21 protein-coding genes and 1 tRNA gene are annotated in these 24196 nt (G+C 51.8%); 12 read left to right on the top strand and 10 right to left on the bottom strand.

Annotated elements, in window-relative coordinates; all coding sequences use genetic code 11:
* Positions 1 to 56 precede the first annotated feature (56 nt).
* The 7 genes from NQ559_RS04960 to NQ559_RS04930 are packed head-to-tail and all read right to left on the bottom strand — an operon-like array spanning position 57 to position 7354.
* Complete coding sequence (locus NQ559_RS04960; protein WP_018696415.1) at positions 57 to 971, bottom strand: FimB/Mfa2 family fimbrial subunit; 915 nt, start codon at positions 969 to 971, stop codon at positions 57 to 59.
* 12 nt (positions 972 to 983) lie between these two features.
* The gene (locus NQ559_RS04955) at positions 984 to 2147 is read right to left on the bottom strand and encodes a hypothetical protein (protein ID WP_033395257.1); all 1164 of its coding nucleotides are present in this window, start codon (positions 2145 to 2147) and stop codon (positions 984 to 986) included.
* 20 nt (positions 2148 to 2167) lie between these two features.
* Positions 2168 to 3217: a DUF5031 domain-containing protein gene (locus NQ559_RS04950; RefSeq protein WP_018696413.1), complete on the bottom strand. Its 1050-nt coding sequence runs from the start codon at positions 3215 to 3217 to the stop codon at positions 2168 to 2170.
* A 46-nt stretch (positions 3218 to 3263) separates the two neighbouring features.
* On the bottom strand, positions 3264 to 4217 hold the full coding sequence (locus NQ559_RS04945) for a FimB/Mfa2 family fimbrial subunit (protein ID WP_018696412.1): 954 nt from the start codon (positions 4215 to 4217) through the stop codon (positions 3264 to 3266).
* A 22-nt stretch (positions 4218 to 4239) separates the two neighbouring features.
* Positions 4240 to 5313 (bottom strand): hypothetical protein, encoded by a 1074-nt coding sequence (locus NQ559_RS04940; protein WP_018696411.1) that lies wholly within the window; start codon positions 5311 to 5313, stop codon positions 4240 to 4242.
* A 41-nt stretch (positions 5314 to 5354) separates the two neighbouring features.
* Positions 5355 to 6788, bottom strand: coding sequence for an OmpA family protein (locus tag NQ559_RS04935; RefSeq protein WP_018696410.1), 1434 nt, complete (start codon positions 6786 to 6788; stop codon positions 5355 to 5357).
* Between the two features lie 11 nt (positions 6789 to 6799).
* Positions 6800 to 7354, bottom strand: coding sequence for a DUF3575 domain-containing protein (locus tag NQ559_RS04930; protein ID WP_018696409.1), 555 nt, complete (start codon positions 7352 to 7354; stop codon positions 6800 to 6802).
* Between the two features lie 525 nt (positions 7355 to 7879).
* On the opposite strand from NQ559_RS04930, the gene NQ559_RS04925 reads away from it, so the two are divergent.
* The 6 genes from NQ559_RS04925 (at position 7880) to NQ559_RS04900 (ending at position 14052) form a co-directional block, all read left to right on the top strand.
* Positions 7880 to 9136 (top strand): site-specific integrase, encoded by a 1257-nt coding sequence (locus NQ559_RS04925; protein WP_018696408.1) that lies wholly within the window; start codon positions 7880 to 7882, stop codon positions 9134 to 9136.
* 7 nt (positions 9137 to 9143) lie between these two features.
* Entirely contained in the window at positions 9144 to 9941 is a 798-nt protein-coding gene (locus NQ559_RS04920; protein WP_018696407.1) for a hypothetical protein, read from the top strand.
* A 162-nt stretch (positions 9942 to 10103) separates the two neighbouring features.
* A complete protein-coding gene (locus NQ559_RS04915; RefSeq protein ID WP_018696406.1) occupies positions 10104 to 10382 on the top strand; it encodes a DUF3853 family protein in 279 nt (92 codons plus the stop codon).
* A gap of 2 nt (positions 10383 to 10384) precedes the next feature.
* The gene (locus tag NQ559_RS04910) at positions 10385 to 11866 is read left to right on the top strand and encodes a DNA primase family protein (RefSeq protein WP_018696405.1); all 1482 of its coding nucleotides are present in this window, start codon (positions 10385 to 10387) and stop codon (positions 11864 to 11866) included.
* An 80-nt stretch (positions 11867 to 11946) separates the two neighbouring features.
* Complete coding sequence (locus NQ559_RS04905) at positions 11947 to 12852, top strand: BT4734/BF3469 family protein (RefSeq protein ID WP_018696404.1); 906 nt, start codon at positions 11947 to 11949, stop codon at positions 12850 to 12852.
* Positions 12853 to 13242: 390 nt separating this feature from the next.
* On the top strand, positions 13243 to 14052 hold the full coding sequence (locus NQ559_RS04900) for a hypothetical protein (protein WP_018696403.1): 810 nt from the start codon (positions 13243 to 13245) through the stop codon (positions 14050 to 14052).
* 37 nt (positions 14053 to 14089) lie between these two features.
* On the opposite strand, the gene NQ559_RS04895 is transcribed toward NQ559_RS04900, so the two are convergent.
* The 3 genes from NQ559_RS04895 to NQ559_RS04885 all read right to left on the bottom strand — a co-directional run bounded on the left by NQ559_RS04895 (position 14090) and on the right by NQ559_RS04885 (position 16641).
* A complete protein-coding gene (locus NQ559_RS04895; RefSeq protein ID WP_018696402.1) occupies positions 14090 to 15823 on the bottom strand; it encodes a hypothetical protein in 1734 nt (577 codons plus the stop codon).
* Positions 15824 to 15826: 3 nt separating this feature from the next.
* A complete protein-coding gene (locus tag NQ559_RS04890) occupies positions 15827 to 16366 on the bottom strand; it encodes a Panacea domain-containing protein (protein WP_083923869.1) in 540 nt (179 codons plus the stop codon).
* 188 nt (positions 16367 to 16554) lie between these two features.
* A tRNA-Ser gene (locus NQ559_RS04885) sits at positions 16555 to 16641 on the bottom strand.
* A gap of 281 nt (positions 16642 to 16922) precedes the next feature.
* Between NQ559_RS04885 and NQ559_RS04880 the strand changes: the two genes are divergently transcribed.
* From NQ559_RS04880 to NQ559_RS04855, 6 genes are all read left to right on the top strand, one after another.
* Positions 16923 to 18050: a hypothetical protein gene (locus tag NQ559_RS04880; protein ID WP_018696400.1), complete on the top strand. Its 1128-nt coding sequence runs from the start codon at positions 16923 to 16925 to the stop codon at positions 18048 to 18050.
* Positions 18051 to 18074: 24 nt separating this feature from the next.
* Positions 18075 to 19751, top strand: coding sequence for an OmpP1/FadL family transporter (locus NQ559_RS04875; RefSeq protein ID WP_018696399.1), 1677 nt, complete (start codon positions 18075 to 18077; stop codon positions 19749 to 19751).
* 94 nt (positions 19752 to 19845) lie between these two features.
* On the top strand, positions 19846 to 21330 hold the full coding sequence (gene proS / locus NQ559_RS04870; RefSeq protein WP_018696398.1) for a proline--tRNA ligase: 1485 nt from the start codon (positions 19846 to 19848) through the stop codon (positions 21328 to 21330).
* Positions 21331 to 21479: 149 nt separating this feature from the next.
* Positions 21480 to 22313, top strand: coding sequence for an SGNH/GDSL hydrolase family protein (locus NQ559_RS04865; protein ID WP_033395256.1), 834 nt, complete (start codon positions 21480 to 21482; stop codon positions 22311 to 22313).
* A 4-nt stretch (positions 22314 to 22317) separates the two neighbouring features.
* Positions 22318 to 23265: a cation diffusion facilitator family transporter gene (locus NQ559_RS04860; protein ID WP_018696396.1), complete on the top strand. Its 948-nt coding sequence runs from the start codon at positions 22318 to 22320 to the stop codon at positions 23263 to 23265.
* 323 nt (positions 23266 to 23588) lie between these two features.
* On the top strand, positions 23589 to 24173 hold the full coding sequence (locus NQ559_RS04855; protein WP_026318471.1) for an RNA polymerase sigma factor: 585 nt from the start codon (positions 23589 to 23591) through the stop codon (positions 24171 to 24173).
* The last annotated feature ends 23 nt before the right edge of the window (positions 24174 to 24196 follow it).

Below are 24196 nucleotides of genomic sequence, written 5' to 3'. Positions count from 1 at the left end.
TAAGGACAGCGCCCGTCCGCACGGGATGGGCGGGCAGGCTGGGGATCTGCTCCCCGTCATCGTATGATTTCGCCCCCGCCTTCGTTGGCTCCGTCCCATGTCGTGTCGACGTCGACCGAGAACTCGATTTCTCCCCGGAAATCGCCCTCTTCAAAACGTGCCGTAAGGTCGATCAACTGGTTGCATTCGATCCGCAGGGTGTCGGTGACTACCCGGTCGTAGAGCGGTGCGTCGTCCTCGCCGTAGAGTCTGAGCCGCCACGATGTCCTTTCGCCCGGCAGCGTGCAGAACGTGCCGAGCGTGAACGACCCGGCGGCGCGTGCCCTCAGCTGCGCTGCGGTGACGCGTTTGGAAACCTCGCACCCCTGGTCGGGTTCCCCGCAGAGCGGCATACGCTGGCCGACGTTGTCGAGCACCACCTCGACGGAGGCGATTTGGGCGGGAATATTCTCGAACCGGAAGCGGGTTATGCCGTGTACGCGCTGAAGGACGGCTTCGAATTCATTGCGGCAGGGGCAGGTCACTTCGAACGGCACGTCGGCGCGGAAATGGTCGTCACCGTTCTTTTCTCCCTGGTAAACGATGTAACGTGCCTCCGGAGCATCGGTCGTCCCCGTCATCATGCGCGCCGCAGCGTTGGCCACGAACGCCAGCCGGTACGTTCCGAACGGAAGCGTGCCCATGCGGAAGAGGCAGTCCCCGCCGGCAGCGGTCTGTAGGTCGTCCGCGCGGCCTTGCCCGATCAGCTGCCCGTCGGCATAGAGCAGGTAGTCGAGCGAATGGATGCGTTTCCCGAATTCCTGTTCGAAATCCGACGGACGGTAGGGCGGCCGGGCCTGGAATTTCTCGACCCGGAGTGCGACCGTAACTTCTCCTCCCTGGGGTGGACACGGGTCGAGTTTCTCTTCGATGCACGACATTGCCGACAGCAGGCACAGGAACGCGAACGGTATGTAAAGTGATTTTTTCATGACTTCGTAATTTTAGTAGGGCGAGGCGTTCCACTCGAAAAAGGAGTCGAAGAGCGCCGCCGCATTTTCGGGGTTTCCCGCGTCGTCCGTCGCCTCGACGACATCGATCCGGATTTGCGACGAGGAGTCGTCATAGGTGTCGGTGGTTTCGAAAACGATGCCGGAGATTTTGCTTGCGGTGAGCGTGCGTGCGAACGTCTGGTCGGTTTTATACGTATATCCGCCGCTGGCGCCGGAAATGTCGATATCCACGATCCCGATAGGCAGTTCCGAGGCCGGGTCGGCGAAGACGAAGGGCGAAAAGACCGTCGAATTGGTTTGGCACATCTGGTAGCGCTCCGTACCCGAGGAATGGAAATCTCCCATCGTCGACATGCAACACGGCAGTTCATAGAGTGCGGGATCGCCGTAATACATTCCTCCGAGTGCGTCGATGCCTTCGGCAAAAGGTTCGGTCTTGGACGTGAGAAGCATCTGGACGGTATGGGCTGTCATGTCGAACGAAAAACCGTTGACGGGCGAAGGTTTGTCTTTGAGCAGCACGCGGAACTTCGCCACACGCCGTTCGGCCCGCAGGGTTACCGGCGGAACGCCTGCCGAATGGAGATCGCCGCTTTTGGGCACCGGGAAATCGGCCACGGCAACAAAAACTTCGCGGCTCAGCTGCCGGTAACCGTTGTTCATCCAGTGCGTCGAGATCGTGTAGGTAAGCAGCGGCGGCGTGCGCAGCGAGCCGTCGGTCTCATCGGAGACGACTTTCCCCGGAACCAGATCGTTGTTCCAGTCGGCCGACCCCCAGTTGATTACGGCTACGATCCGGTAATCGCCCGGCCGCAGTTCGAGATTGAACGGGCACGGCGGAAGATCCCCGGCGATCTTCAGTTCGGCCCATGGCCCCGACTGTGCGTCGAGCAGGACGGTTTGCGTCGTGTCCACGATCCAGCGGGTGTCCGCCTTTTTCAGGATCAGCAGCCGGGCCGTGTTCCTGAACCACTGCGTGTAGGAGGTGGCGCGCGTCATGGGTACGAGCGAGACGTCCGTGCCGACGGCTTCCAGCCGGAACGAGACTTCGACGCGTTTTTCCCTCTCCGCGGACGGGTGCCCGAAGGGTTCCCCTTCCGAGCAGCCGCCCGTCAGGAAGGCCGCCATTACGAATAAGACTGAAAGCTTTCTCATAATCGTACGTTTTTGCCGTTTCACAACCAGTCGAAATTCGTTTCGATGCCCCCTCTGACCGGAATGTCGATGATCCGGTCGCAGTGCAGTCCCGCCCGGTTGACCGTGAAGCAATTTGCAGCCACCGGAAGCCCCGTCGCGGCATCGGCCGCCGGAAGGGCGAGGGTCAGCTGCCGCTGCGGGAAACAGGCTGCGGAATGGACATCCGTGTGGCCGTTGCCGCAGGCAGGCGTCGTGTCGTAGTATGTGAAGAGCAGTTTCACCCGCAGTTTCGAATCGGACGGCAGCAGGAAAGCTCCTTTCATGCGCAGGCTGCCGCGCACCCCGTCGTCGTATATGCCGAGTCCCTTGTCCGTCTGGGGGAGTGGAACCTTGAAATCCGTCATCTGTGGCAGAATGCTTTGCACCAGCGGTTCCGAAGCATACGCTGCGGGAACCAGTGTCCCGTTTTCATCGAACCGCAGTTCGGTGGTCGGATTCTCATAGGAGATTTCGATCCGTGCGATCCGGTCGATCACCGACTCCACATCGGGCGATAGGATGCTTTCGGGCTGCGAGAGCGAGCTTCCCGTGCGGTAGATGTCGAAGAGCACCTGCCCTGCGACGCGTGTCAGCGTGAGGCGGATTTTGCCGTCGAGGAGAATAGCTTCGCCGCTCAAGTCTGTATAGCCGCTGTAACCGTCCGGCGCAGCCGCCCCCGAGGCGCATCCCAGCCGCAGGTCTTCCCATGCGACCCCCGGGACGAACTGTGTCCCGGCCGCTGTGGACAGCGACAGCCGTTGCGCGTCGCCGGGCTGGGCGACCATCAGAAAACGGTAGTCGTAGGCTTTCAGCTCGGCGAGCGGAAGTTTCAGTGTCTCACCGTCGGCGACCGAAGTGTAACTGCGGTCGAAAACATATCCGTCCTGCGTTCGCGCCGCCCGGCGGAAAAGGTAGAGCGGGGTTGGGTATCCCGATACGGGAAGCGTGCCCTCCAGGCGAAGTTCGGTGTAGCGGAACTTATTGCCGGGAAAGATCTCCTCCTGCGCCTCCAGCCCGCAGGCTGCGGAGAGGGCAGGCAAAAACAGCATTCCGAAAATTCGATATAGGTATTTTCTTTTCATCACGTTCAATCTTTTATTCCCAAATGCCCGTATCGCCGTCCTGTTCCTCGGTGATCGGGGCCGTTTGTATTTCTACTCCGATAACGGGGTAATCCGACGTGATCCAGAGCGTAATTTCGAGTTGCCTGTTACGTTCGGCTTTACCCGTCAGGCGCAGCTGCGCCGGTTGCAGGGCGGCTCCCGCCGCGGGTACGACCGAGATGTCCAGGCCTATCTCCCCGACGTCGGCGGGCGGAATGACGAAGGGCCCTTCGAACCGGACAAATCCCGCGTCGGTAAGTTCTGCATAATCCGCCGCCGCGAGTGTCGCCGTCACCGTGGCCGTTCCGCTGCTTCCGTCGGGATTCACGCGCTGGCCCGTGTGGTCGGCCGAGAGTTCGATGCGCCCGATCTGGCCGAGCACGGATTGCGGTTTGGCATAGGGAACCTCGACATATCGCGTGCCGTCGTGGTAGCCCCGCTTGACAATGACGGCGATTCGGCAGACAGCGCGCGTGAGCCGGGCGCGAACCGTTTGTGCCGCGCCGTCGATCGTGTAGACCGTATTGGCACCGGATGCGGGATATTGCAGGAACAGTTCATCGGCCGGGAAACAGGTTCCGGGCACGGCTGCGTTTTCACGCAAGACGAAGGCCGCCTCTTCCCATGAAGTTTGCCGCGTTAACGGGGCGGGTTGCAGGGCGATCCGGTCGGCCGCTCCGCTGGCGAACAGGAATTTGTAGTGCCCGTTCGGCAGGCGCACCGACAGTTTGCCGTCGGGTGTCCATCCTTCGCGAAACAGCGTGTCGAAAAGGAAAACCGCTCCCTCCCGGCGAAAGGCGTAAACTGAGACATCCGCGGCCCCTTCGCGCACCAGCATGATCCGCGAGGTCTCCGTGACCGGAGCGATATCTGCTCGCTCCGACCCCGAACAGGCTGCGAAAGCGGCTGCTGCCAGGATGATGGTCGTATGAATCCGATTATTCATGATTCTGTCTCCCTGGCTTTTGTCAGTCGATTTCCCCGTCCACGAAGTTCGATCCGTCCCAGACGGTATCGACCTCGACTTCGAAATCGACACCCGTGGTGAAGACGTTTTCGCCCAATACGTAAATCCGGATCAGTGTCGCCTTGTTGCGTTCGACGGGTATTTTGTCCCGCAGGGCGATGGTGCGTGCCGATCCTTCGCCCGAGGTGAGCTGCATCGAAAATCCGGTCGTGGCCGTATTGTCGGGATTGGGGATCAGGTAGGTGCCTTTCAGATGCGCGGAACCGGAGATGATGTCGGCGGGCTGTACGTTCTCGAAATCATATTTGTCGGCACCGACGACCGTCGATTCGCCCGTGCCTATCGTGACCACGTCCGCAGGGGTGCCGATCGTGTGGGACACGTCGGAAAGACCGGACACTTTCTCGCCCGAAAGTCCCAGACGGCTGTTGGCGCCGGTATAGGCCAGGTTCACCCCGGCCAGTTTCTCGGGGCCGAAAACGTCAGCGCCCGGCTTTTCGGTATAGACGCCCGTTGCGGCATCCTTCTCTGCGCGGATGAAGAGCACGTCCACGCGCGAAACGGCGCGGCGGAGCGTGGCGCTTACCGTCTGTTTCGGGCCGTCGAGGGACACCGTGTAGGCGGGAACCGCATCGAGCGGTGTGTTGAGCATGAACGCCGCCGGGAAATTCTCCCCGGTATGGGTTACGTAGAGTGCATCGGAGAGGGTGGCGTCCGTGAAGTCCGGCCACGTGTAGTTGCCCGGCGTTACCAGCCCGTAGGAGGGCAGGAACTTGTAGTCGCCGGCGGGAAACTGAACCGTGCCGGTGAGCGCCGTGCCGTCGAAATTCATGCCGGCGAGCGGAATGTCCTGCATATAGACATAGTCCGTGCCGGTTTTTTTGAATGCCAGGATCCGGAAGTCCCCGGTGCGGTAGACCGGCCCGCGGCCTGCCGCCGCCTGGGGTGTCCGCATGATGATTTGCAGGTTCCCGGCGGCAGGGCCGGCAACATCCGTTTTCTCTTCGTCGCTGGAGCAAGCTGCGAGGCCGGCGGCAAGAACCGTAAATAAGAGCAAGTTGTAGATTTTTTTCATGGTTTTATTTTTTTTACAGTATTTGGAATGAGAAGTCGTTTTTACCATTTGCAACCCAATTCGTCGAAATGCGCCAGGTTGTATGTCCCCTCCCCGGAGCCGTATTCCGCGGCGAGCGAGAAGCAGTAGCGCGCCTTCTCCGAATCGCCGTCGATCAGGCACAGGATGCCGAGGTTGTTCAGTGTGCAGGGATCCCCGGCGCAGCGGTTCAGGCATTGACGGGCCGTTTGTATGTCGCCGCAGCGCAGGGCCAGTGCCGCCATGTTGTTGCAGGCGTACGGATCGTCGGGGTAAAACTCCAGCGCGGTTGCACAGACATAGGCTCTTTCGGGTGAGTCGACGGGATAGCATTCCGCCAGCCGGCACATTTCGCCCAGGCTCAGCCATTCGGGACGGGAAGCGATCAGTTCGCGGCTCTGTCCCACGGTGAACGGGGGCAGGGTATAACTGATGCGGTAATCCACGCGCCGCAGCTGCGGATAAACTTCACGCAGCAGCCGGAGGTAGGTTGCGCCGTTGTCGATTTGCCGGATGCCGGCATCGCGGGCATCGGGATCGGACACGGTGTCGATCACGGCCAGCACCTCGTTCCTTGCGGGCAGGTCGGACAGGACGACCCAACGCCGCAGGCTGTCCCAGTCCTCCGGCTCGGTCGCGGTGATGAAGACCGCGCTGTCCAGTCCGAAGTTCTCTTGCAGGTAGTTGCGGATCGACCGTACGCGGTTTGCGGAAAGACGGGTGTTATAGGGATAGGTGTCCTCGGGCGAGGCATATCCTTTCAGGTAGACGGTCTCTACCGAAAGGCTGTCGTTTCCCAGCAACCGTGCAGTCAGGCTGTCGATACGCGCCAGTTGGCTGCTATTGTCGGCGAACCCGCGCAACAGCACCGAACGGCCCTGCGGGAAGTGTATGACAGCCGTGAGCTGTTCGCTGTGTCGTTTGGGTTCGTCTACGGGAACGAGGAACGACAGCCGTGGTTGTACGGCAGGGGCGATCTCGGCGGCGACCAGCGGCGGAAGGGCCGTCCGGTGTCCGGCACATCCCTCCAGGTCGCGGTAAAGGACGATTCGTCCGCCCGCCATCCACGGCTCGTAAGGAATATCACCTTCGAAAAGAACCGCATTTGCCGACGGATTTTTCCGGCTGCGGCGGATGACCGTATTGCTGAAAACGCCTTCGGGAACAGCCGGTATGCCGTAAAGCCGTTCCCGGCGTTCGTCGACTTTCTCCCGGATGCGTCCCGTGAAAACGACGGGAGCCAGAAGTATTTGGTTTTCGCCGTTGCTGACGACCGGCGTGACGGTCAGCTGTCCGTTGGCCGGGAGGTCGATGCCGGCGGTGATCGGGAGCCTTACGCAAAGCCGGTCGCCCTCCCTGTAAGCGGCCGGATTCCCCTCGCGACCGTAGACTGCCGCGGTGAAGGTCAGGCATACGGCCAGTAAGCCGGTTATGCGTTGCTTTGTATGGCGTTTCATATCCTGCTGTATTATTTGATGATAAAGATGAGTGCCAGGCCGATTTTGGTCGGCCCGAAATAGTTGCGTGAGCGGGTGCGGATCACTTCGCCGCATTCGGCGATCGGATATTTCCGATCCCACAAACGGGCGTACCCCAGGCCGACTGTGGCTTCGAGGTTCCACCGCTTGCCGATCAGCCACTGATAACCGTAGGATAAACCCGCACCGTAGAGGTGCCCCTGATAGCGGTTGCGGTGGAAATCGGCGTTGAAATTGATCCCTCCCGCATTGTATTCGGCGTAATGGGCGTGCAATCCGAAAAAGTGGCCGTTGAAGCTCTCGCAAAGCCAGTAGCGTACTTCGGGTTGTATCAGCCAATGTTTCCACCGGGCGTCGCCGAACTCCCACGGATTGTAGTTGCCCGATATGTCCAGCGTTACGCGGGGGCCGAGCGCCGCTTCGACACCCAGGTTGATCGTAGCGGTGGCATCGTAGAGCAAGTTGCTCTTGACGGCCCATTTCTGGGCCAGGGATGAATTTACCGATGCCAGCAGGATTGCCAGCATGAAATAAATTTTATTCATTACCATATCTTTTTATTGTCCCGAAAGTGCCCGGATGAAATTGATACGTCCGGTGTCCGCCTTGAAGAGGATGGTACTCAAAAGGCGCGGCTATGGCTCGTGCGTGCAAATGATTTGCCAGAAATGGATGAATTCTTAACGCTTAGGTTCAACGGGTTGTATTATAATATGATAAAAAATATAGCAGAGACGGGTGGAGGATGGGAGATAGTTGGGTATTCATCGCCTAATCAGGTGCGGCGGACAGACCGCAGCCGACCTGCGCTACATTGCTTTTCAATGCCTCTGGTCTAAATGCACGAAACCCCGCAAATGTTTAATTTGCAGGGTTTTGCTGTTTTATTCGTCGTGCTTTGGCGGAGAGAGAGGCTTCATAACCCATAATTCACATTGATTTGGATTAATTGATAAATAGTACTGTATTAAAACGATTTGCATTTGCATTGTTCAGAATAATTTTTTGTAGTTTATCGTGTTTTACGGGAAAGTGTGCTTATATTTGTGCGTAACTATTTCGTGTAGAATATGGCGGTAAACTTTTATCTGAACAGCAGAGGCGATAAACACGGGGATTTCCCGATACGTGTTTCCATAGCCATCGGCGGAATAAGGCTTCTTACGTCCGTGGGGTACAGTATCAACCCTGCGAAATGGGACAGTTCCAAGCAGAAGGTCAGGCAGGGGGCGTCCAATGCGAAGGGAATAACGTACAACGTCATCAATTCCCACCTCAATAATATCGTTCAGCAGAGTATTGATTTCGAGAATAAATGCCTGACTGAAAAACTGAAGGTTACCAAGGAGCTGATTCAGCAAAATATCAGCACCAACAAAAACAAACTGGATGAGGTGGGGGAGATACGTGAAAAAACGCTGTTCGATGTCTTCGACGAGTTCATTAAGGAGATAGGAAATATAAACGGGTGGACGCACGGCACGTATGAAAAATACATCGCCCTGCGGAATCATCTGTATATCTTCTCGCCAAACTTGTCGTTCGACGATCTGACGGAAAAGGGGCTTGCGGATTTCATTACTCATCTTCGGGACGAAAAAGGGCTTCGCAACAGCACGATAGGAAAGCAGTTGGGGTTCTTAAAATGGTTTCTGAAATGGTCTGCGAACAATGGTTACCACAAGAATATGGCTTACCTCTCCTTTAAGCCCAAATTGAAAACGACCGAGAAACGTATCATTTTCCTCACTTGGGATGAACTGATGACCGTTTACAACTTTTCGATACCGGAGAGTAAGAAATATTTGGATCGGGTTCGGGATGTGTTCTGCTTTTGTTGTTTCACTTCGCTGCGTTATTCGGATGTCTATAATCTGAAACGGTTTGATATCAAAAATGGGGCACTTCATATTACAACGGTAAAAACAGCGGACAGCCTTACAATCGACCTGAATAAATACAGTCAAGCAATACTCGATAAATACGACGGGGTTCCGTTTGAGGATAATAAGGCATTGCCCGTAATATCGAATCAAAAGATGAACGATTATATCAAGGAACTCGGCCAATTGTGCGGTCTGGATCAACCCGAAACGGTTACCTATTATGTAGGGAACGAACGGGTCGATGAGGTTTATCCGAAATACGAACTGATGGGTACACATACGGGGCGGCGGACATTTATAAGCAATGCAATTATGATGGGCATACCCCCGCAAGTGGTGATGAAATGGACGGGGCACAGCGACTATAAAGCGATGAAGCCCTATATAGCCATTGCGGATTCGGCAAAAGCCGAGGCGATGAAATTGTTTAATGAGAAATAGTTAGGATATGGATGATAAAATTTATTTCATCAGGGATAACGAACAGCAAATACCTGTTTATGATTTTATTAAAGCGATGAATCCGGATGCTCCGATAAATCCAACTCATAATTTTGAGCTTTTGAAAGCACACCGTCTGAAAATGTACGATAAGGCGGAGCAAGAATATATTGCAGAACGAACTATAAATCGGGTGGAAGCTGGCGATCTGGAGAAATCCGTACTCTATTATGGGTGGTTGAAGAATGAACTTCAAATTATCGCGCAATGGTTATCGGACACCTATCCGAACGGAGAGAAGAAACGAATTAAAACATCGTCAGCTATTCAGATGGAAATAATTAAATACGAGCGATATGTGAAAAAAGAGATGGAGCTGATTGAGGAGTTCGTGAAAGGTCGTTCCGATGAAAGTATTTCAACAAATGCAGGAATACCACCGCATTTGTTAGAATTAGATCCTGCCCAATGTCAATATTTATATGGGAAACTAACTAAAGACGGGCACTTCCTGCCGGAGAAAACGAATCAAACGCATTTTAACTATGTGTTCGGCGGCGGTCTGTATCCAAAAGATTTCAAGCCGCTACGCTGGAATAGAAGCAAGCAAGCTATCGGTGAATTAATCATACTACTTTTAGGGGTAACCTCTGTTCCCCGAAAAAAGAAACGAGATACCGGGGGACTTTTTTTAATTAATAATAAACCTGTTGGAGTGTTATCTAATCCAAAGAAAAGCGAACCGACAAAAGATTATGGAATCTTGGAAGAGATAGCGAAAAGCATAAATACTCACTCGGTGTAAATGCTTTATTTTCAGACGCTTGCTCGCTACCCGCCCATTGGAAGATGGGTGGGTAGTTTGTTTTGAATCAGTTGATTCAAGATTTATCATTGTGTAGTTTTGTTTCCGCAGAGCAGTATACTGGCCAGATACAGCGATGCAAAAATTAAAAAAAATTATACAATGATACACCAACTATTAAAGAAACCGGTGTGGCAGATGAACGGGGAGGAACTTTTGGAACTCCAACGGTTAGCTGCGCCCCCAAGAGTTGATTCCGCCGAGGTGAAGGAGCCTCGATTGGTCTATGGTCTGCGTGGGTTGTGCGAACTACTCGGCTGTTCGCGCACTACTGCGAATAAGATTAAGCACGATCCTCGTTTGCGGGGATGCTACTCGCAGGCAGGGAAGAAAATCGTATTCGATGCCGAAAAGGTACTTAAAGCGTTAGGAAGGGAATAAGTATGGGAACGATTAATTATGCAGAACTACAACAGGATATACTGAATACCTTGGTGAAACAGGTAACTCCTGTCAATTTCAAGAATTTGGCTTACCCCGAAGCGAAGCTGCTCCAAAAACAGCTTGCCGGATGCGCCCCTGACAGCGATGTGGCGCAGAGCATTCAGAAGAAACTGTTGAAAATGAAAGTCAATGAGAAACACTACGTGATTTTCACCATTGAGGAAATTGCGAGGTTGGCCGAGAAAAACGATTGGGGGCTGTGCCGCAATCAGAACGAAATATACCTGTATAACGGGATGTTCTGGTCGAGGCTCGATGTCGATGCCTTCCAGAAATTTCTGTTGAAAGCCTCGGAGCGGATGGGCGTTCCTATCGTATCGTCCAAATACTACCAATTCGGGAAGAAGCTGTTCGAACAGTTTATGATGCAGTCCTATTTGCAAAGCCCGGCGGCCAATTCCAATGTGGTGCTTATAAACCTTCTGAACGGAACGTATGAGATTCGAAACGGTCAGGGGAAACTGCGGAAATTCTGCAAGGACGATTTTCTGACGCATCAGCTCCCTTTTGAATACAATCCAGATGCGGCGGCTCCTCTATTCGACAAATACCTGTCCAAAGTACAGCCGGACGAATCCGCCCGAAAGGTGCTGGCCGAATACATCGGCTACCTCTTTATAAAGACGGGCAATACGATTCTGAAAGAGGAAAAGGCATTGATGCTCTACGGCGGTGGCGCGAACGGTAAGTCTGTGTTCTTCGAAATTGTAAACGCGCTGCTCGGCGCTGAAAATGTCATCTGCCATTCGTTGCAGGATTTGACCGATGGGAGTGGATATTACCGGGCGCAGTTAGCGAATAAACTGGTGAACTATGCGAGTGAAATCAATGGCAAATTGGAATCGTCCATATTTAAACAACTTGTTTCCGGTGAGCCTGTGTCGGCCCGGTTGCCCTATGGCAAGCCGTTTCATCTTACGCAGTATGCCCGGCTTGTTTTTAACTGTAATGAACTTCCGAGAGGTAACGAGTTTACGGATGCTTATTTCCGTCGGTTTCTGATTGTCCCGTTCGATGTAACGATTCCGCCCGAAGAACAGATTAAGGACTTACATAGCCGGATTATCGAAAACGAGCTTGCCGGAGTATTCAATTGGGTGCTTCGCGGACTTGCAAGACTTCTGAAACAGAATGGATTTACCGAATGTATTGCTGCGCGTAGAGCCGTTGAAGATTACAGATTGCAGTCCGACAGTTTGAGACAGTTCCTCAACGACGAAAGGTATAAATCGGATGTCAATGTGAAAACAAAAATTGTCGATTTATATATCGAATATAAATGCTATTGTCAGGAAAACGGGTTTTACCATTTGACCAAGCCCAATTTCATCAAGCGGCTTAAATCATACGGCATTCAGGTTTCGACGATAAACGTGGGTAATGTTGCGTATTTGAAGAAACATAACTCCGATGAGGAATAAATTTCATTCTAAATCTTCATAAAATTAACCTTCTTAACCATTCGGCCCAACCTTGTGCCGAAGTATTAAAAGTTATCGGTATGAAAAACAGACTGGATGTAGCTGTCAGCTACTACGAGCACATCTATACAAAATTCCCGGTAAGAGCGACCCTAATCGATCTCTTGACCACAAATCGCTACAAATCCCGTGTTCTGGCTGTCCGGACAGAATCAGACGCAAGGAAGAAAAAAGAGTTGAAAACTAGACTGCCTGCATTCACCCCGTCCGGTTTGTTTCGGGGCGGGGCGGCAAACACGTTGCTGAAACTCACCGGACTGATTTGTATTGACATCGATAGGAAAGATAATCTGCAGGTCGAGGGGTATGATAGGTTGAAAGATCAGCTCGGTAGACTGCCCTATGTTGCATTTTGCGGACGGTCTGCCGGCGGTGAAGGATACTATGCGATTGTCCCCATAGCGCAGCCTAACAAGCTACTGTTGCATTTCCGGAGTTTGCAGACCGAGTTTTCTGCGATGGGGATTACCATAGATCCGTCCTGCTGTGATGTCTCCCGAAAACGATTCGTGTCTTATGACCCGGAGCCGTATATCAACCAAGAGGCGGAAATATACGAGGGATTGGCGGACGGGGACATTACCGGGAACGCAACTCTATCCGGAACGGACAGCGAAGACGAACCGCTGAAAGAGGTGCTCAAGTATATCCAGATAATCGAGCAGAAAAAGGTAGATATTACCGCAGGTTATGCAAATTGGCTACGGATAGGCTATGCGTTGCATAACGCCTTCGGGGATTTCGGTCGAGAGTTATTTCATCGGGTCAGCAACTTCCATCCCCGATACAGCTATGTCGAAACGGATAGGTTATTTAGCGGCCTTTCGAAAGGGAACTGCGCGAATCAGGTAACCATTCGCACATTCTTTTATTATACCCGTCGGTATGGATTGGAAACAGTGGCTGACTTTTGGGAAGAATTGTGAGAAAGGTTAAAAATATGAGCCTGTCGATAATAGATTTAATTTTCATTCTTTCATTGAATAGGCCATAAATGCGCATTTTTAATGGTCAGGTAATGGATTTCTTTGGGTTGAAGTGTTTTGTTGTCCTATAATGAAAGAAAATGGCCATTTCGCATGGGGTATGATATCTTTTCGGAATAGGGTTTGATAAAAGGTGCATAAAGACCATAATCTGTACGTGGAATTGTCGCGCGCAGCGCTGACGCGCGCGCGATGTCCTGCGAATACAGTTGAAGGACTGGGCTTTTATCTGTCGGAATTTTCACTATCTTTGCAATTACATAGCGTTACGCTATTGTTGCTCGCAGAAAAACGACCAATTTTTTAAGGCAACTGAATAGACGATAATAGATGGAAACGCCTTCGCTTGGCGCGGGCTTTTCTTATTCTATTCAGGGTGCTTGGTCGTACCTTCTGCAGATAGGATTAGACCTGCGCCTTTTTTATTGGTGCGGTTCGACTCCAATTACAAGGAAAGACCAAGCCAATATGGATTACAGCCGCTGCAAGCAGATACTACACGACTTCTATTCCGAGAATGGAATAATTGACCATTTCGAAAGGGACAACCTCTATTTGGAAAAAGCTTTTCACGAGATTAACGAAATGTGGTTTCGGAATCTGGAGTGTATAAAAGAGGTCAAATACCTAATGATAGCCGAAGCCCCTTTATGGGGTAAGGATAAAAGCTATATCTACAATCCCGAAACGAAAAATACACAGTTTTTTCAGAAGAAAGATTTAGAACGTGTAATCGGTTTAAATGTTTACAATAAATTGGATTTTTTAAATTATTGTAATAAGATGGGGTTGCTTATAATTGATATTTCGCCCTTTGCATTTAATACAGAGGACACAATAATTAATTATCGCAACAAAACTTCAAATAATCCATATGGTCTTACGAAATATCAATATCGTGGGCTCATTGAACAGACACTTACGACGTTTTTTGATATAAAAATACAAGCGATATCATTAAAAAAATCAAGAAATATTAAGATTTTTTATCGTTATCGTCGTGTGATGATACAATTTAATGATTTGATATATAATAGTTTTGTCAAATATGATTTTGCGATTAATGAAAATGAATTATCCGATATTTCAAAACGAGGGGGTGGTATAGATGGATTCAAATTCCGTCAAATTATTTTTTAATTTGATTAAACGACACTTAGTTCGAGCATATTTCAAATCAACTAATTTTGGATATGGCATATCCAATTATTCCAAGCAACATAAGAATGAGCATTACAATGGCTATCCATTTTATATTACGGTCAGAAAGCAATTGAAATACCTTTAAAATTAGAAGAAATATAATGAGAATTGTCCCTAATATTCCGATATTCCACAAAGCTTCTTGGGTGGATAATGTTTTGGATGAGAATACTGGGATGCTAGCAAACAAGAAAGTAATAATTGCCATAAAGATGCCCATATATTCAAATGTCTTATTCTCTTTTTTGCTTATTCTATCTTGGATTTGAATGATGGTTTCTCTCTCTTTTGATAGTTCATTTTGGCTATCATAAAATTTTCGTTTCAATTCTAAGTCTTGTAATTTGGAATTGAGCCGATTGTAATTTATTGGCCTACAGAAAGATGATGCAATAAATAAAGAAATATCGGTATCTTTATATTGAACCACACATTCATTTGAAATCAACTGAAACGGATAGTATCTATTTCGGTAACACCATTTTAGGTTGTGCTTGAATTTTTCAAGTAGCTCATCGAAAAAAAGCAAGAGTTCTTGGATTGAATCTCTATTGCTTTTGGTTGCAAATGTATTCTCCGTTCTTTTGCTTAAAAAAGTTAATGCTTTATAATATGGAAAGTAGTTATAAATTCTCGTTTCGTTTTGAATGTCATTAATTTCTAATAAGTCCGTTTTTAAGTTTTCAATAGTATACTCTGGGTTCTCTAAATTTATAGATAACTTGCAATTATATAAATAATTCTTAATAGAATTAAGCGCGACTATATCAAATTTTCTCTTGATCTTAGTTGCATATATTGATTTGTAAAGGGCATCAAATGATTGTAGCAAGTTCTTAACCTGTCTAGAAGAACAATTATCTTTCTGATAGTGCTTCATAAGCAATATCAATTCAGATGCTTTGGAGTGCCTGCTAATACATTTTTCTTGATATTTCGTAATCTGTTCTTTGTATAATCCTTTATCGAAACTTGAATTAAACATGAAATTATATCTGTTGAAGGTTTCCTTGAGAGAACTTTCTGAAAACTCAATTTCATCAACAGAATGCTTTTTAAAATTCAAACTATAGTTCCTTCCGATAATCGGATCATAGAACATTTTAACAAGTAATAAATTGCATTTATCTAATAGAGCTGAATAAATGTCTTTAAGATCTTTGTTTTCTACTTTTTTGCGGTTTTCTAATTCTTCCCGAAGTATGACGAGTATTTCTCGGTTGTCATTATCGGCGATTAGGAAATGATCAATTGAGGCTAATTTAAGAACAATTGATATAAAATCGGATAAGAATTCATTATTTATATTCTTATCATCCGATTTAAATGCGCTAAAGAAGAATTCTTCGTCAGAATTCTTAATTTTATCTTCGATATTAATTAGAAACCCTACATAGTGTTTTAGGATACATTTGAGCCCCAAACTTAGATCTGAAAACCGTTGAGTAAAATAAGTATCGATATTGCCTATTTCCATAGCAATATCGGCTTCAAAAGCATCCAAAGCTTTTCTATAGTTCGGATCAAATATATACTCTCCGGATAAAACTGCCTTTGAAAGAAGAATAAATACAGATTTGTAATATTCATCTATACGGGCACTACCTTCTAGCTGAATATTAATATCTTCCTCACTATATTTTTTTAGGTTGGCAGCTGAAAAAGTTGAAATATATAATTCTCGTGCCTGTTTAATGAACAAGCTCATTATTTATATGATAAAATATTTATCGCTATTTATAATCAAATTATCCGGAATAGAAATGCTCCCCTTGTTTATTTGACGAGCATAACTATAAGTTGTACGCCAACAACTCCATTTGTGAGATAAGTCTACTAAATCAAATGCAGAATACAATACAAGTCGATTATTAATCTTCCTTAGTGCATCAACAGATTCATTAATTTGTTCAATTATTGTCGGAGATAATTTATCCTCGTTGTTTTCTGTTGAAACTTCTTGAATCTTTAGCTCTTTATCTGATATGCAATATTTTCCTATAGCTGATTGATTCATCTTATTGTAGATATCGCTCTCAACAGGGCCAAAGGGCATAGCTACAAACTTATTAAACGTTCCTAATAAATTATGATCTTCGTTATTGGCATTTACTGCTGATGCAAAAAACAATAATTTGATTACTTTGAGCTTTGTAAATGAATAATGAAATGAATTGTCATTTTTTATTGATTTATACCAATCAATAAAACAATCCATTAAATACTCAAATGCTAATTCTTTTGTTGTCATAGCGCGGATATATTTCCCTTAGTATATACAAATATAGTACATTATTCTCACAATCAGCCTATATTCTGAAAAATTAAATCTGAATTCGGTTTATTAGTGTGGTAATGGTAAAAAGCGCACAGTTTTTACGTTTGTGTGCGTAAAACTGTGCGCTTTTTCTGTAATTGATTGATAATCAATCTTTACTGCGGAGAGAGAGGGATTCGAACCCCCGGTACAGTTGCCCGTACACCGCATTTCGAGTGCGGCCCGATCGACCACTCCGGCATCTCTCCAGTATATTCCGCACGGAAAAACCTTCCGTTTGGGACTGCAAATATAGACATATTTTTTGTTTCTCGGCATTTTCGTGCGAAAATTTTTTCTTCCGGTAGGGAAAAAGCGGCTATATCCGGCTCTTTTCGTGCTTTTCCCAAATAATTCCTATCTTTGTATCTGGAGGAGGAATGCAGTATCGGCCCCGCCTGTCCGTTTATATAGATGAGAAACGATACTAAATTCGGTACGGTTTTCGTTTACTAATGTAAGAGGAACTAACGCAAACACACTGTGCGCTATGAAAAAGTTGAAAATTTTAATCGGAACCCTTGTCCTGGCTGCGGGGCTGGCCGGCTGTTCGTCGGCCTACTACGCATCGTCGGGATACGCCAACGACGATTTGTATTCGCTGCACGATAAGACTGCCATCGCCCGGAAACAACAGGCGAAGGCCGAAGCCGAAAAGGCCGCCGCCGAGGCCCGCCGGGCCGAATGGGAGGCGCGTATCGCGGAGGCGCAGGCCGCCGCTGCGGAGAACCAATATTACGAATACAATTCGAACCCCTACGAGGATATCGTAGCCGATACGTACGAAAGCGCCTATGCACGGCGCCTGCGGGGCTTCGAATCGCCGACATACAGGATGCCGTCGAGTTACTATAACTTCCGCTATGGCGGCAGTTTCACCTATGCTACGGCCTACGACCCGGCATTCTACAACATCATCATTTCCGGTGACCAGGTCTGGGTGGAACCCAAGTACATCACTTCGATGTTCGGGACATGGGGCGGATCGGTTTACGTTGACCCGTGGTATTACGGCTGGACACGTCCCTACTGGGGTGCGTGGGGCCCGTCGTTCTCGTTCGGTAGCTGGGGCTGGAGCTTCGGCTTCAACGGCTGGTACAATCCCTGGTATGACCCGTGGTGGGGGCCGGGCTGGGGGCCCGGATGGCACGGCGGACACCACTGGGCATACAGGCCGCATAATTACCGCCTCGACGGCGGCGGGCGCCCTTCGCGCTACGTGCCGGGGAGCGTGGCTTCCGGAAGCCGGTACCGCGGAACCGCCAATTCGGGTTACAGGAACGGTACGACCACTTCGCGCGGGGGCAACTCGGGCAGCGGCAGGACGTATTACCAGAGCGGCGGACGCAATAACCGCAACAGTTCGGTTTACAACGGCGGCAGCAACCGCAATAACAACAATAACTCCTGGAACAACAACTCGTGGAATAACAACCGCAACAACAGCAACTCGGGGCGTTCGTCCTACGACAGCGGGTCGCGCAGCAGCAGCAGTTACAACAGCGGCAGCAGCTTCGGCGGGTCGCGCGGCGGTTCGTCGGGGGGCGGTTACAGCGGTGGCGGCGGGTCGCGCGGCGGCAGTTCGTCGGGTGGAAGCCGCGGTTACGGCGGGCGTTAGTCAACGATAAAACAGAGATAGTCTATGAAACGTAAGATCATGATATGGCTTGCGGCCTGTGTGGCCGCAGCGCCGTTGCAGGCTCAGAACCTCGAATTCGGGGGCCTGACGTACAACAATGACCTGATGATGTCCACCGATTTCGCCGCGCTTTCCCGGTCGCATCCGTTCGGTACGGCGCGCGTGATGGGGATGGGCGGGGCTTTCACTTCGCTGGGCGCCGACCTTTCGTCGATGTCGATCAATCCGGCCGGGTTGGGTATGTTCCGCCGCAACGAGTTCTCACTCACGCCGCTGCTGTCGGTCGCCCATGGCCAAACGCAGGGCGCGCCGTCGTGGGTGGGCAATAACAAGACCCGCTTCGCTTTTGCCAACGTCGGTGTGGCGCTCAATGTTTTCGAGAGTCCGGCCAGCCCGCTCACGAGCCTTACGCTCGGTATCGGCATGAACCGTATCGCGGATTTCAATACCCGCTATTCGTTCTTCTCGGAGTCGCGTTACGACCCTTCGAAGCCCGACCAGCTGATGCCGACCATCGCCGATGTCTTCGGGCAGCAGCTCGGGCAGGACGGGATTTTCCCGGATAAGGACGGTAATCTGGGCTACAATTATAATCCCTGGTACTGGCCGGCCATCCTCGGCTATAACGGCTACCTGATCAGCGACGTCGGCGGGCAGTGGGTGCCCGACTGCATCGGCCGCAACGCTTCGGTACGGCACTCGATGGATGTCGTGAGCCAGGGCTCGATCAACGAATTCGCCGTTTCGATGGGGGCCAATTTCAACAATATCGTCTATGTCGGAGCCACGATCGGCATACGCAGCGTCTACAAGAAGGTGGGCATGACCTATCAGGAAGAGTACGGTTATTTCGATGCCGCCGGAAATTCTGCGAATGCGGTCGACAAGAACGGCACTCCGCTCAATGCGCAGCTCGATTACATGAGCCTCTATCAGGAATCGAAGATCGACGGCAGCGGCGTGGATTTCAAACTGGGTGTCATCGTGCGCCCCGTGGCCGGCCTGCGTGTGGGTGTGGCGTTCCATACGCCGACCTACTACTGGCTCGACCGCAGTTACCGTGCCGACATCGAATCGCACCTGATCAATAATAAAACGGAAGACGACCAGTATAATTTCGATTCTACGCCGCGGCAGGACGATATCGGCGGCAACAGCTGGGATTTCGTGTCGCCTTCGCGGCTGTTGTTCGGCGCTTCGTACACGTTCGGCAACTTCGCCATCGTGTCGGTCGACTATGAACGCGAGTGGTACAACGGCATCCGTGTGAAGAACGTGCCCGAAGGCGCCGATTTCCACCCCGAAGCGTACAAGGCCGAGTTCAAGAATAATTACAAAGGTACGAATACCCTGCGGGCAGGCGTCGAAGTGCGTCCCCTGCCGATCTTTGCCGTGCGCCTGGGCGGCGGTTACACCGATTCGATGTTCAAGGACAGGCAGCAGTATTACAATTCGCCGAGCGTCTACGAGAGCTACTACATTACGGGCGGCCTCGGGATCAACCTCGGGCGTAATACGGTGCTGGACGTGGCCTACCAGAACGTGACCGAGAAACAGACGCCCTACGAGCTTTTCTTCAGCAAATACCAGAACGGCGGCGAGATGAAGACTTACAGCGGCCTGTACGATACCAAACAGACGCGTCATTATATCTCGATGACGCTCGGCTTCCGCTTCTGAGGCTTTGCCTGCCAATATAAAGGTTCGTCACACGGACGAACCTTTATTTTTTTATTATATTTGCAGGCTGATACAAAATAAAAAACAAAGATATATGGCAAAGGAACTCAAAGACCTCACGAAGTCGGACGAGAACTACTCGCAATGGTACAACGACCTGGTCGTGAAGGCCGGGCTGGCCGAAAACTCGGCCGTACGCGGATGTATGGTCATCAAACCCTACGGCTATGCCATTTGGGAGAAGATGCACGACGCGCTGGACAAGATGTTCAAGGATACGGGGCATCAGAACGCCTATTTCCCGCTGTTCATCCCCAAGTCCTTCTTCTCGAAGGAGGCGCACCATGTCGAGGGCTTTGCCAAGGAGTGCGCCGTGGTGACGCACTACCGCCTGAAGAACGATCCCGAAGGCAAAGGCGTCGTGGTAGACCCCGATGCCAAGCTCGAAGAGGAGCTGATCGTGCGTCCCACGTCGGAGACCATCATCTGGAACACCTATAAAAACTGGATCCAGTCGTACCGCGACCTGCCGATCCTCTGCAACCAGTGGGCGAACGTCGTGCGCTGGGAGATGCGTACGCGCCTGTTCCTGCGTACCGCCGAGTTCCTGTGGCAGGAGGGCCATACGGCGCATGCCACGCGCGAGGAGGCCGTCGAGGAGGCCGAAAAGATGATCCACGTATATCAGAAATTCGCCGAAGAGTGGATGTCGGTTCCCGTCATCGTCGGCCACAAGTCGCCCAACGAGCGTTTCGCGGGTGCCGAGGATACGCTGACCATCGAGGCGCTGATGCAGGACGGCAAGGCGTTGCAGAGCGGTACGTCGCATTTCCTGGGGCAGAATTTCGCCAAGGCGTTCGACGTGCAGTATGTCAACAAGGAGGGCAAGCTCGAATATGTTTGGGCCACCTCGTGGGGCGTTTCGACCCGGCTGATGGGGGCGCTCATCATGGCCCATTCGGACAACAACGGTCTGGTGCTGCCGCCGAAGCTGGCGCCGATCCAGGTGGTGATGGTGCCCATTTACAAGGGCGAAGACCAGCTGGCCGAAATCCGTACGCGCTTCGGGGCCATTGCGGAGCAACTCAAGGCCAGGGGTATCAGCGTGAAGGTCGATGACCGTGACAACGTGCGCTCGGGTTTCAAGTTCGCGGAGTACGAACTGAAGGGCGTCCCCGTGCGTCTGGCGATGGGGCCGCGCGATATGGAGAACGGTACGATCGAATTGGTGCGCCGGGACACGCTCGAGAAGGAGACCGTCCCGCAGGAGGGGCTCGTGGAGCGCATCGAAGGACTGATGGCCGAAATCCAGCAAAATATTTTCAGCAAGGCGCTGGCTTACCGCGAGTCGATGATTACCAGGGTCGACACGTGGGAGGAGTTCAAGGAGGTGCTCGACAAAAAAGGCGGTTTCGTGCTTGCGCATTGGGACGGGACGGTCGAAACCGAGGTGGCGATCAAGGATGCCACGAAGGCTACGATCCGTTGCATCCCGTTCGATGCGCCCGATGAGGAGGGTAAATGTATCTTCTCGGGCAAGCCGTCGCACCGCCGGGTGCTCTTCGCCCGCAGTTATTAGGGCCGGATTCGGACGGGCGTCTCCGCCGGTAACGGGCGAATGGGTGCCGAGGCAGTCCGTTCGCCTTTTTTTGTGCCTTTCCCCGAAGCGGGCGGGCTTCCGTTATTTTGTGGGGCGTGCCCCGGGTAATACTATAAATGATTGGACGTATGCGATATTCTGTATGTTTGTGCGCGGTGTGGCTGCTGGGCGTCTGTGCCGCCGTATGCCCGGCCTATGCCGGGGACGGGGATCATTTGCTGCCGGTTGCGGGTACCCAGTGGAAGGGACGGAAAGTCGCTTTCATGGGCGATTCGATCACCGACAAGGCGCATGTCGGCACGACGAAGAACTATTGGCAGTATTTGCAGGAGATGCTCGGCCTCGTGCCGTTCGTTTACGGGATCAACGGCCAGCAGTGGCGGGACGTGCCGGGGCAGTGCGAAAGACTCAGGGCCGAGCGCGGCGGCGATATCGATGCGATCCTGATCTTTGCCGGGACGAACGATTACAATTCCGGGACGCCTCTGGGGGAGTGGTATACGACCGGTGAGGTGCCTGTCGAGGTGTCCGGCTCCCGGTCGGAGATCCGGACGAGGAGGACGTTGTCGATGGACGGGGATACTTTCCGCGGCCGTATCAATATCGCGATGTCCTACCTGAAGGCGAATTTCCCGGACAAGCAGGTGATCCTGCTGACCCCGATCCACCGGGGATACGCCCGTTTCGGGGACAACAACATCCAGCCCGACGAATCCTATCCCAACAGCCTCGGCCTCTATGCGGATGCCTATGTGGATGCGGTCAAGGAAGCTGCGAACGTCTGGGCCGTCCCCGTCATCGACCTGAACAGCATCTGCGGGCTTTATCCCAATGCGGATTCCCATACCCGCTATTTCCATGACGCGCAGAGCGACCGTCTCCATCCCAATGCCGAGGGGCATTACCGGATGGCGAAGGCACTGGCATACCAGTTGTCGTCTTATCCTGCAAATTTCGAATAGTGCCATGTCCTGTGAAGCCGAAGCACGCAAGCGCGTGATTTACCGCGTGACCTTCGTCGGATTCGTGGTCAACCTCGTCCTTACGGCGATGAAGTTCGCGGCGGGCATTGCGGGCCGAAGCGGGGCGATGGTCGCCGACGCGGTGCACTCCTGTTCCGACATGCTTACCGACATAGTGGTGATCGCCTTCGCAAAGGTCTCCGCCAAACCCAGGGACGACGGGCACGACTACGGGCACGGGAAATACGAGACGCTGGCCACGATCATCATCAGCCTGGCGCTGGCGGCCGTGGGCGCCGGTATCCTGCTCAGCAGCATCCGGGCCATCCGCATCGTCGTCGATGGCGGGGAGTTGCCCCGTCCGGGCGCCGTGGCTCTGGCCGCCGCGGCTGTGTCGATCGTCGTCAAAGAGATATTATACCGATATACGGTGCGCGAAGGGCGCCGGGTCGAAAGCCCGAGCATGGTCGCCAATGCCTGGCATCACCGCAGCGACGCCCTTTCGTCGCTGGGGACGCTGGCGGGCATCGGATGTGCCTATTTCCTCGGGCAGCGGTGGCGCATCGCCGATCCCATCGCAGCATTGGTCGTGGCGGTCTTTATTTTCAAGATTGCTTTCGACCTGATCCGCACGGGGCTCGGGGAACTGCTCGAGCGTTCGTTGCCCGACGAGACGGAGCGGGAGATACTGGGGATCGTCACGGCCGATCCCCGGGTCGGGGAGCCGCACAACCTGCGAACGCGCCGCATCGGAGCCGCGATTGCCGTCGAAGTGCATGTCCGTGTGGACGGGGCGATGAGTGTCGCCCGTTCGCACGAACTGACGGTCGATATCGAACGCCGCCTGCGGGCGCGTTTCGGCGAGGGGACGATCATCTCGATCCATGTGGAACCCGCTAAATGTCCCTCCGGGGCCGAAATCCCGGGCGTCGATCCGCCTTCCTGCCCCTGACGGCACCGGAAAAACACCTCTCCTGCCTGCGGGTTTTCCTTGTCATTCCGCTTTTGCCGCTGATAACGAACGGGATGCGCCGGCGGCCGATTCCGGCACGGAATTTGCATGTTCAGCAACCGGAAAAACAGCCGGGATTTCCCCGGCGGAGTAGAAAGAAATTTGGTTTTTCGGAAAAAAGTACTTATCTTGCCATCGTGAAGGCTCCGGAAACCATCGTTTCAAAAGCCCGAACAAACGAAACTGACGACACATACAACATTAAAAGGATAGCCTATCGGGAAAAATTCTACTCTTTATAACTGTAATTAGGAGAAAAGAGTATGAACGTACAAGCATTAAGTGACCAGGTATTGCTTAATCACTACCTTTCAGGTGACCAGAGTGCCATATCCAAGCTCATCGAGCGCCACAGCCGCCGTGTGCGGGACTACATCAATATGATGGTCAAAGACCGTGACGTTGCCGAGGACATCTTTCAGGAAACATTCATCAAAGCCGTGCGGGTTATCGACGACGGCCGTTATACGGACAACGGGAAATTCCTCTCGTGGATACTCCGTATTGCGCATAACCAGGTGATCGACCACTTCCGCGCCCAGCGGCAGAACAAGACCGTCACCGAAGCCGAGGCGGGTTATGACGTGCTGGGGTCGCTGCGTTTCGCCGAACGGAACGTGGAGGACGCGATGGTCAGCGAGCAGATCGAGCGCGATGTGCGCGCTCTGGTCGAACTGCTGCCTTCGGAACAGCGCGAGGTGGTGATGATGCGGTACTTTGCCGGTCTGAGTTTCAAGGATATCGCGGAACAAACCGACGTGAGTATAAATACCGCGCTGGGGCGTATGCGCTATGCGCTTATCAACCTGCGACGGATGATCAAAGAAAAAAATATGGTTTTGTGCTGACCTCCGCACAATATTTCCATGGG

The sequence above is a fragment of the Alistipes onderdonkii genome (assembly GCF_025145285.1).
Taxonomy (GTDB): Bacteria; Bacteroidota; Bacteroidia; order Bacteroidales; family Rikenellaceae; genus Alistipes; species Alistipes onderdonkii.
Note: the sequence above shows the minus strand (reverse complement) of the source record. Positions and strands in the feature narration are given on the sequence as shown.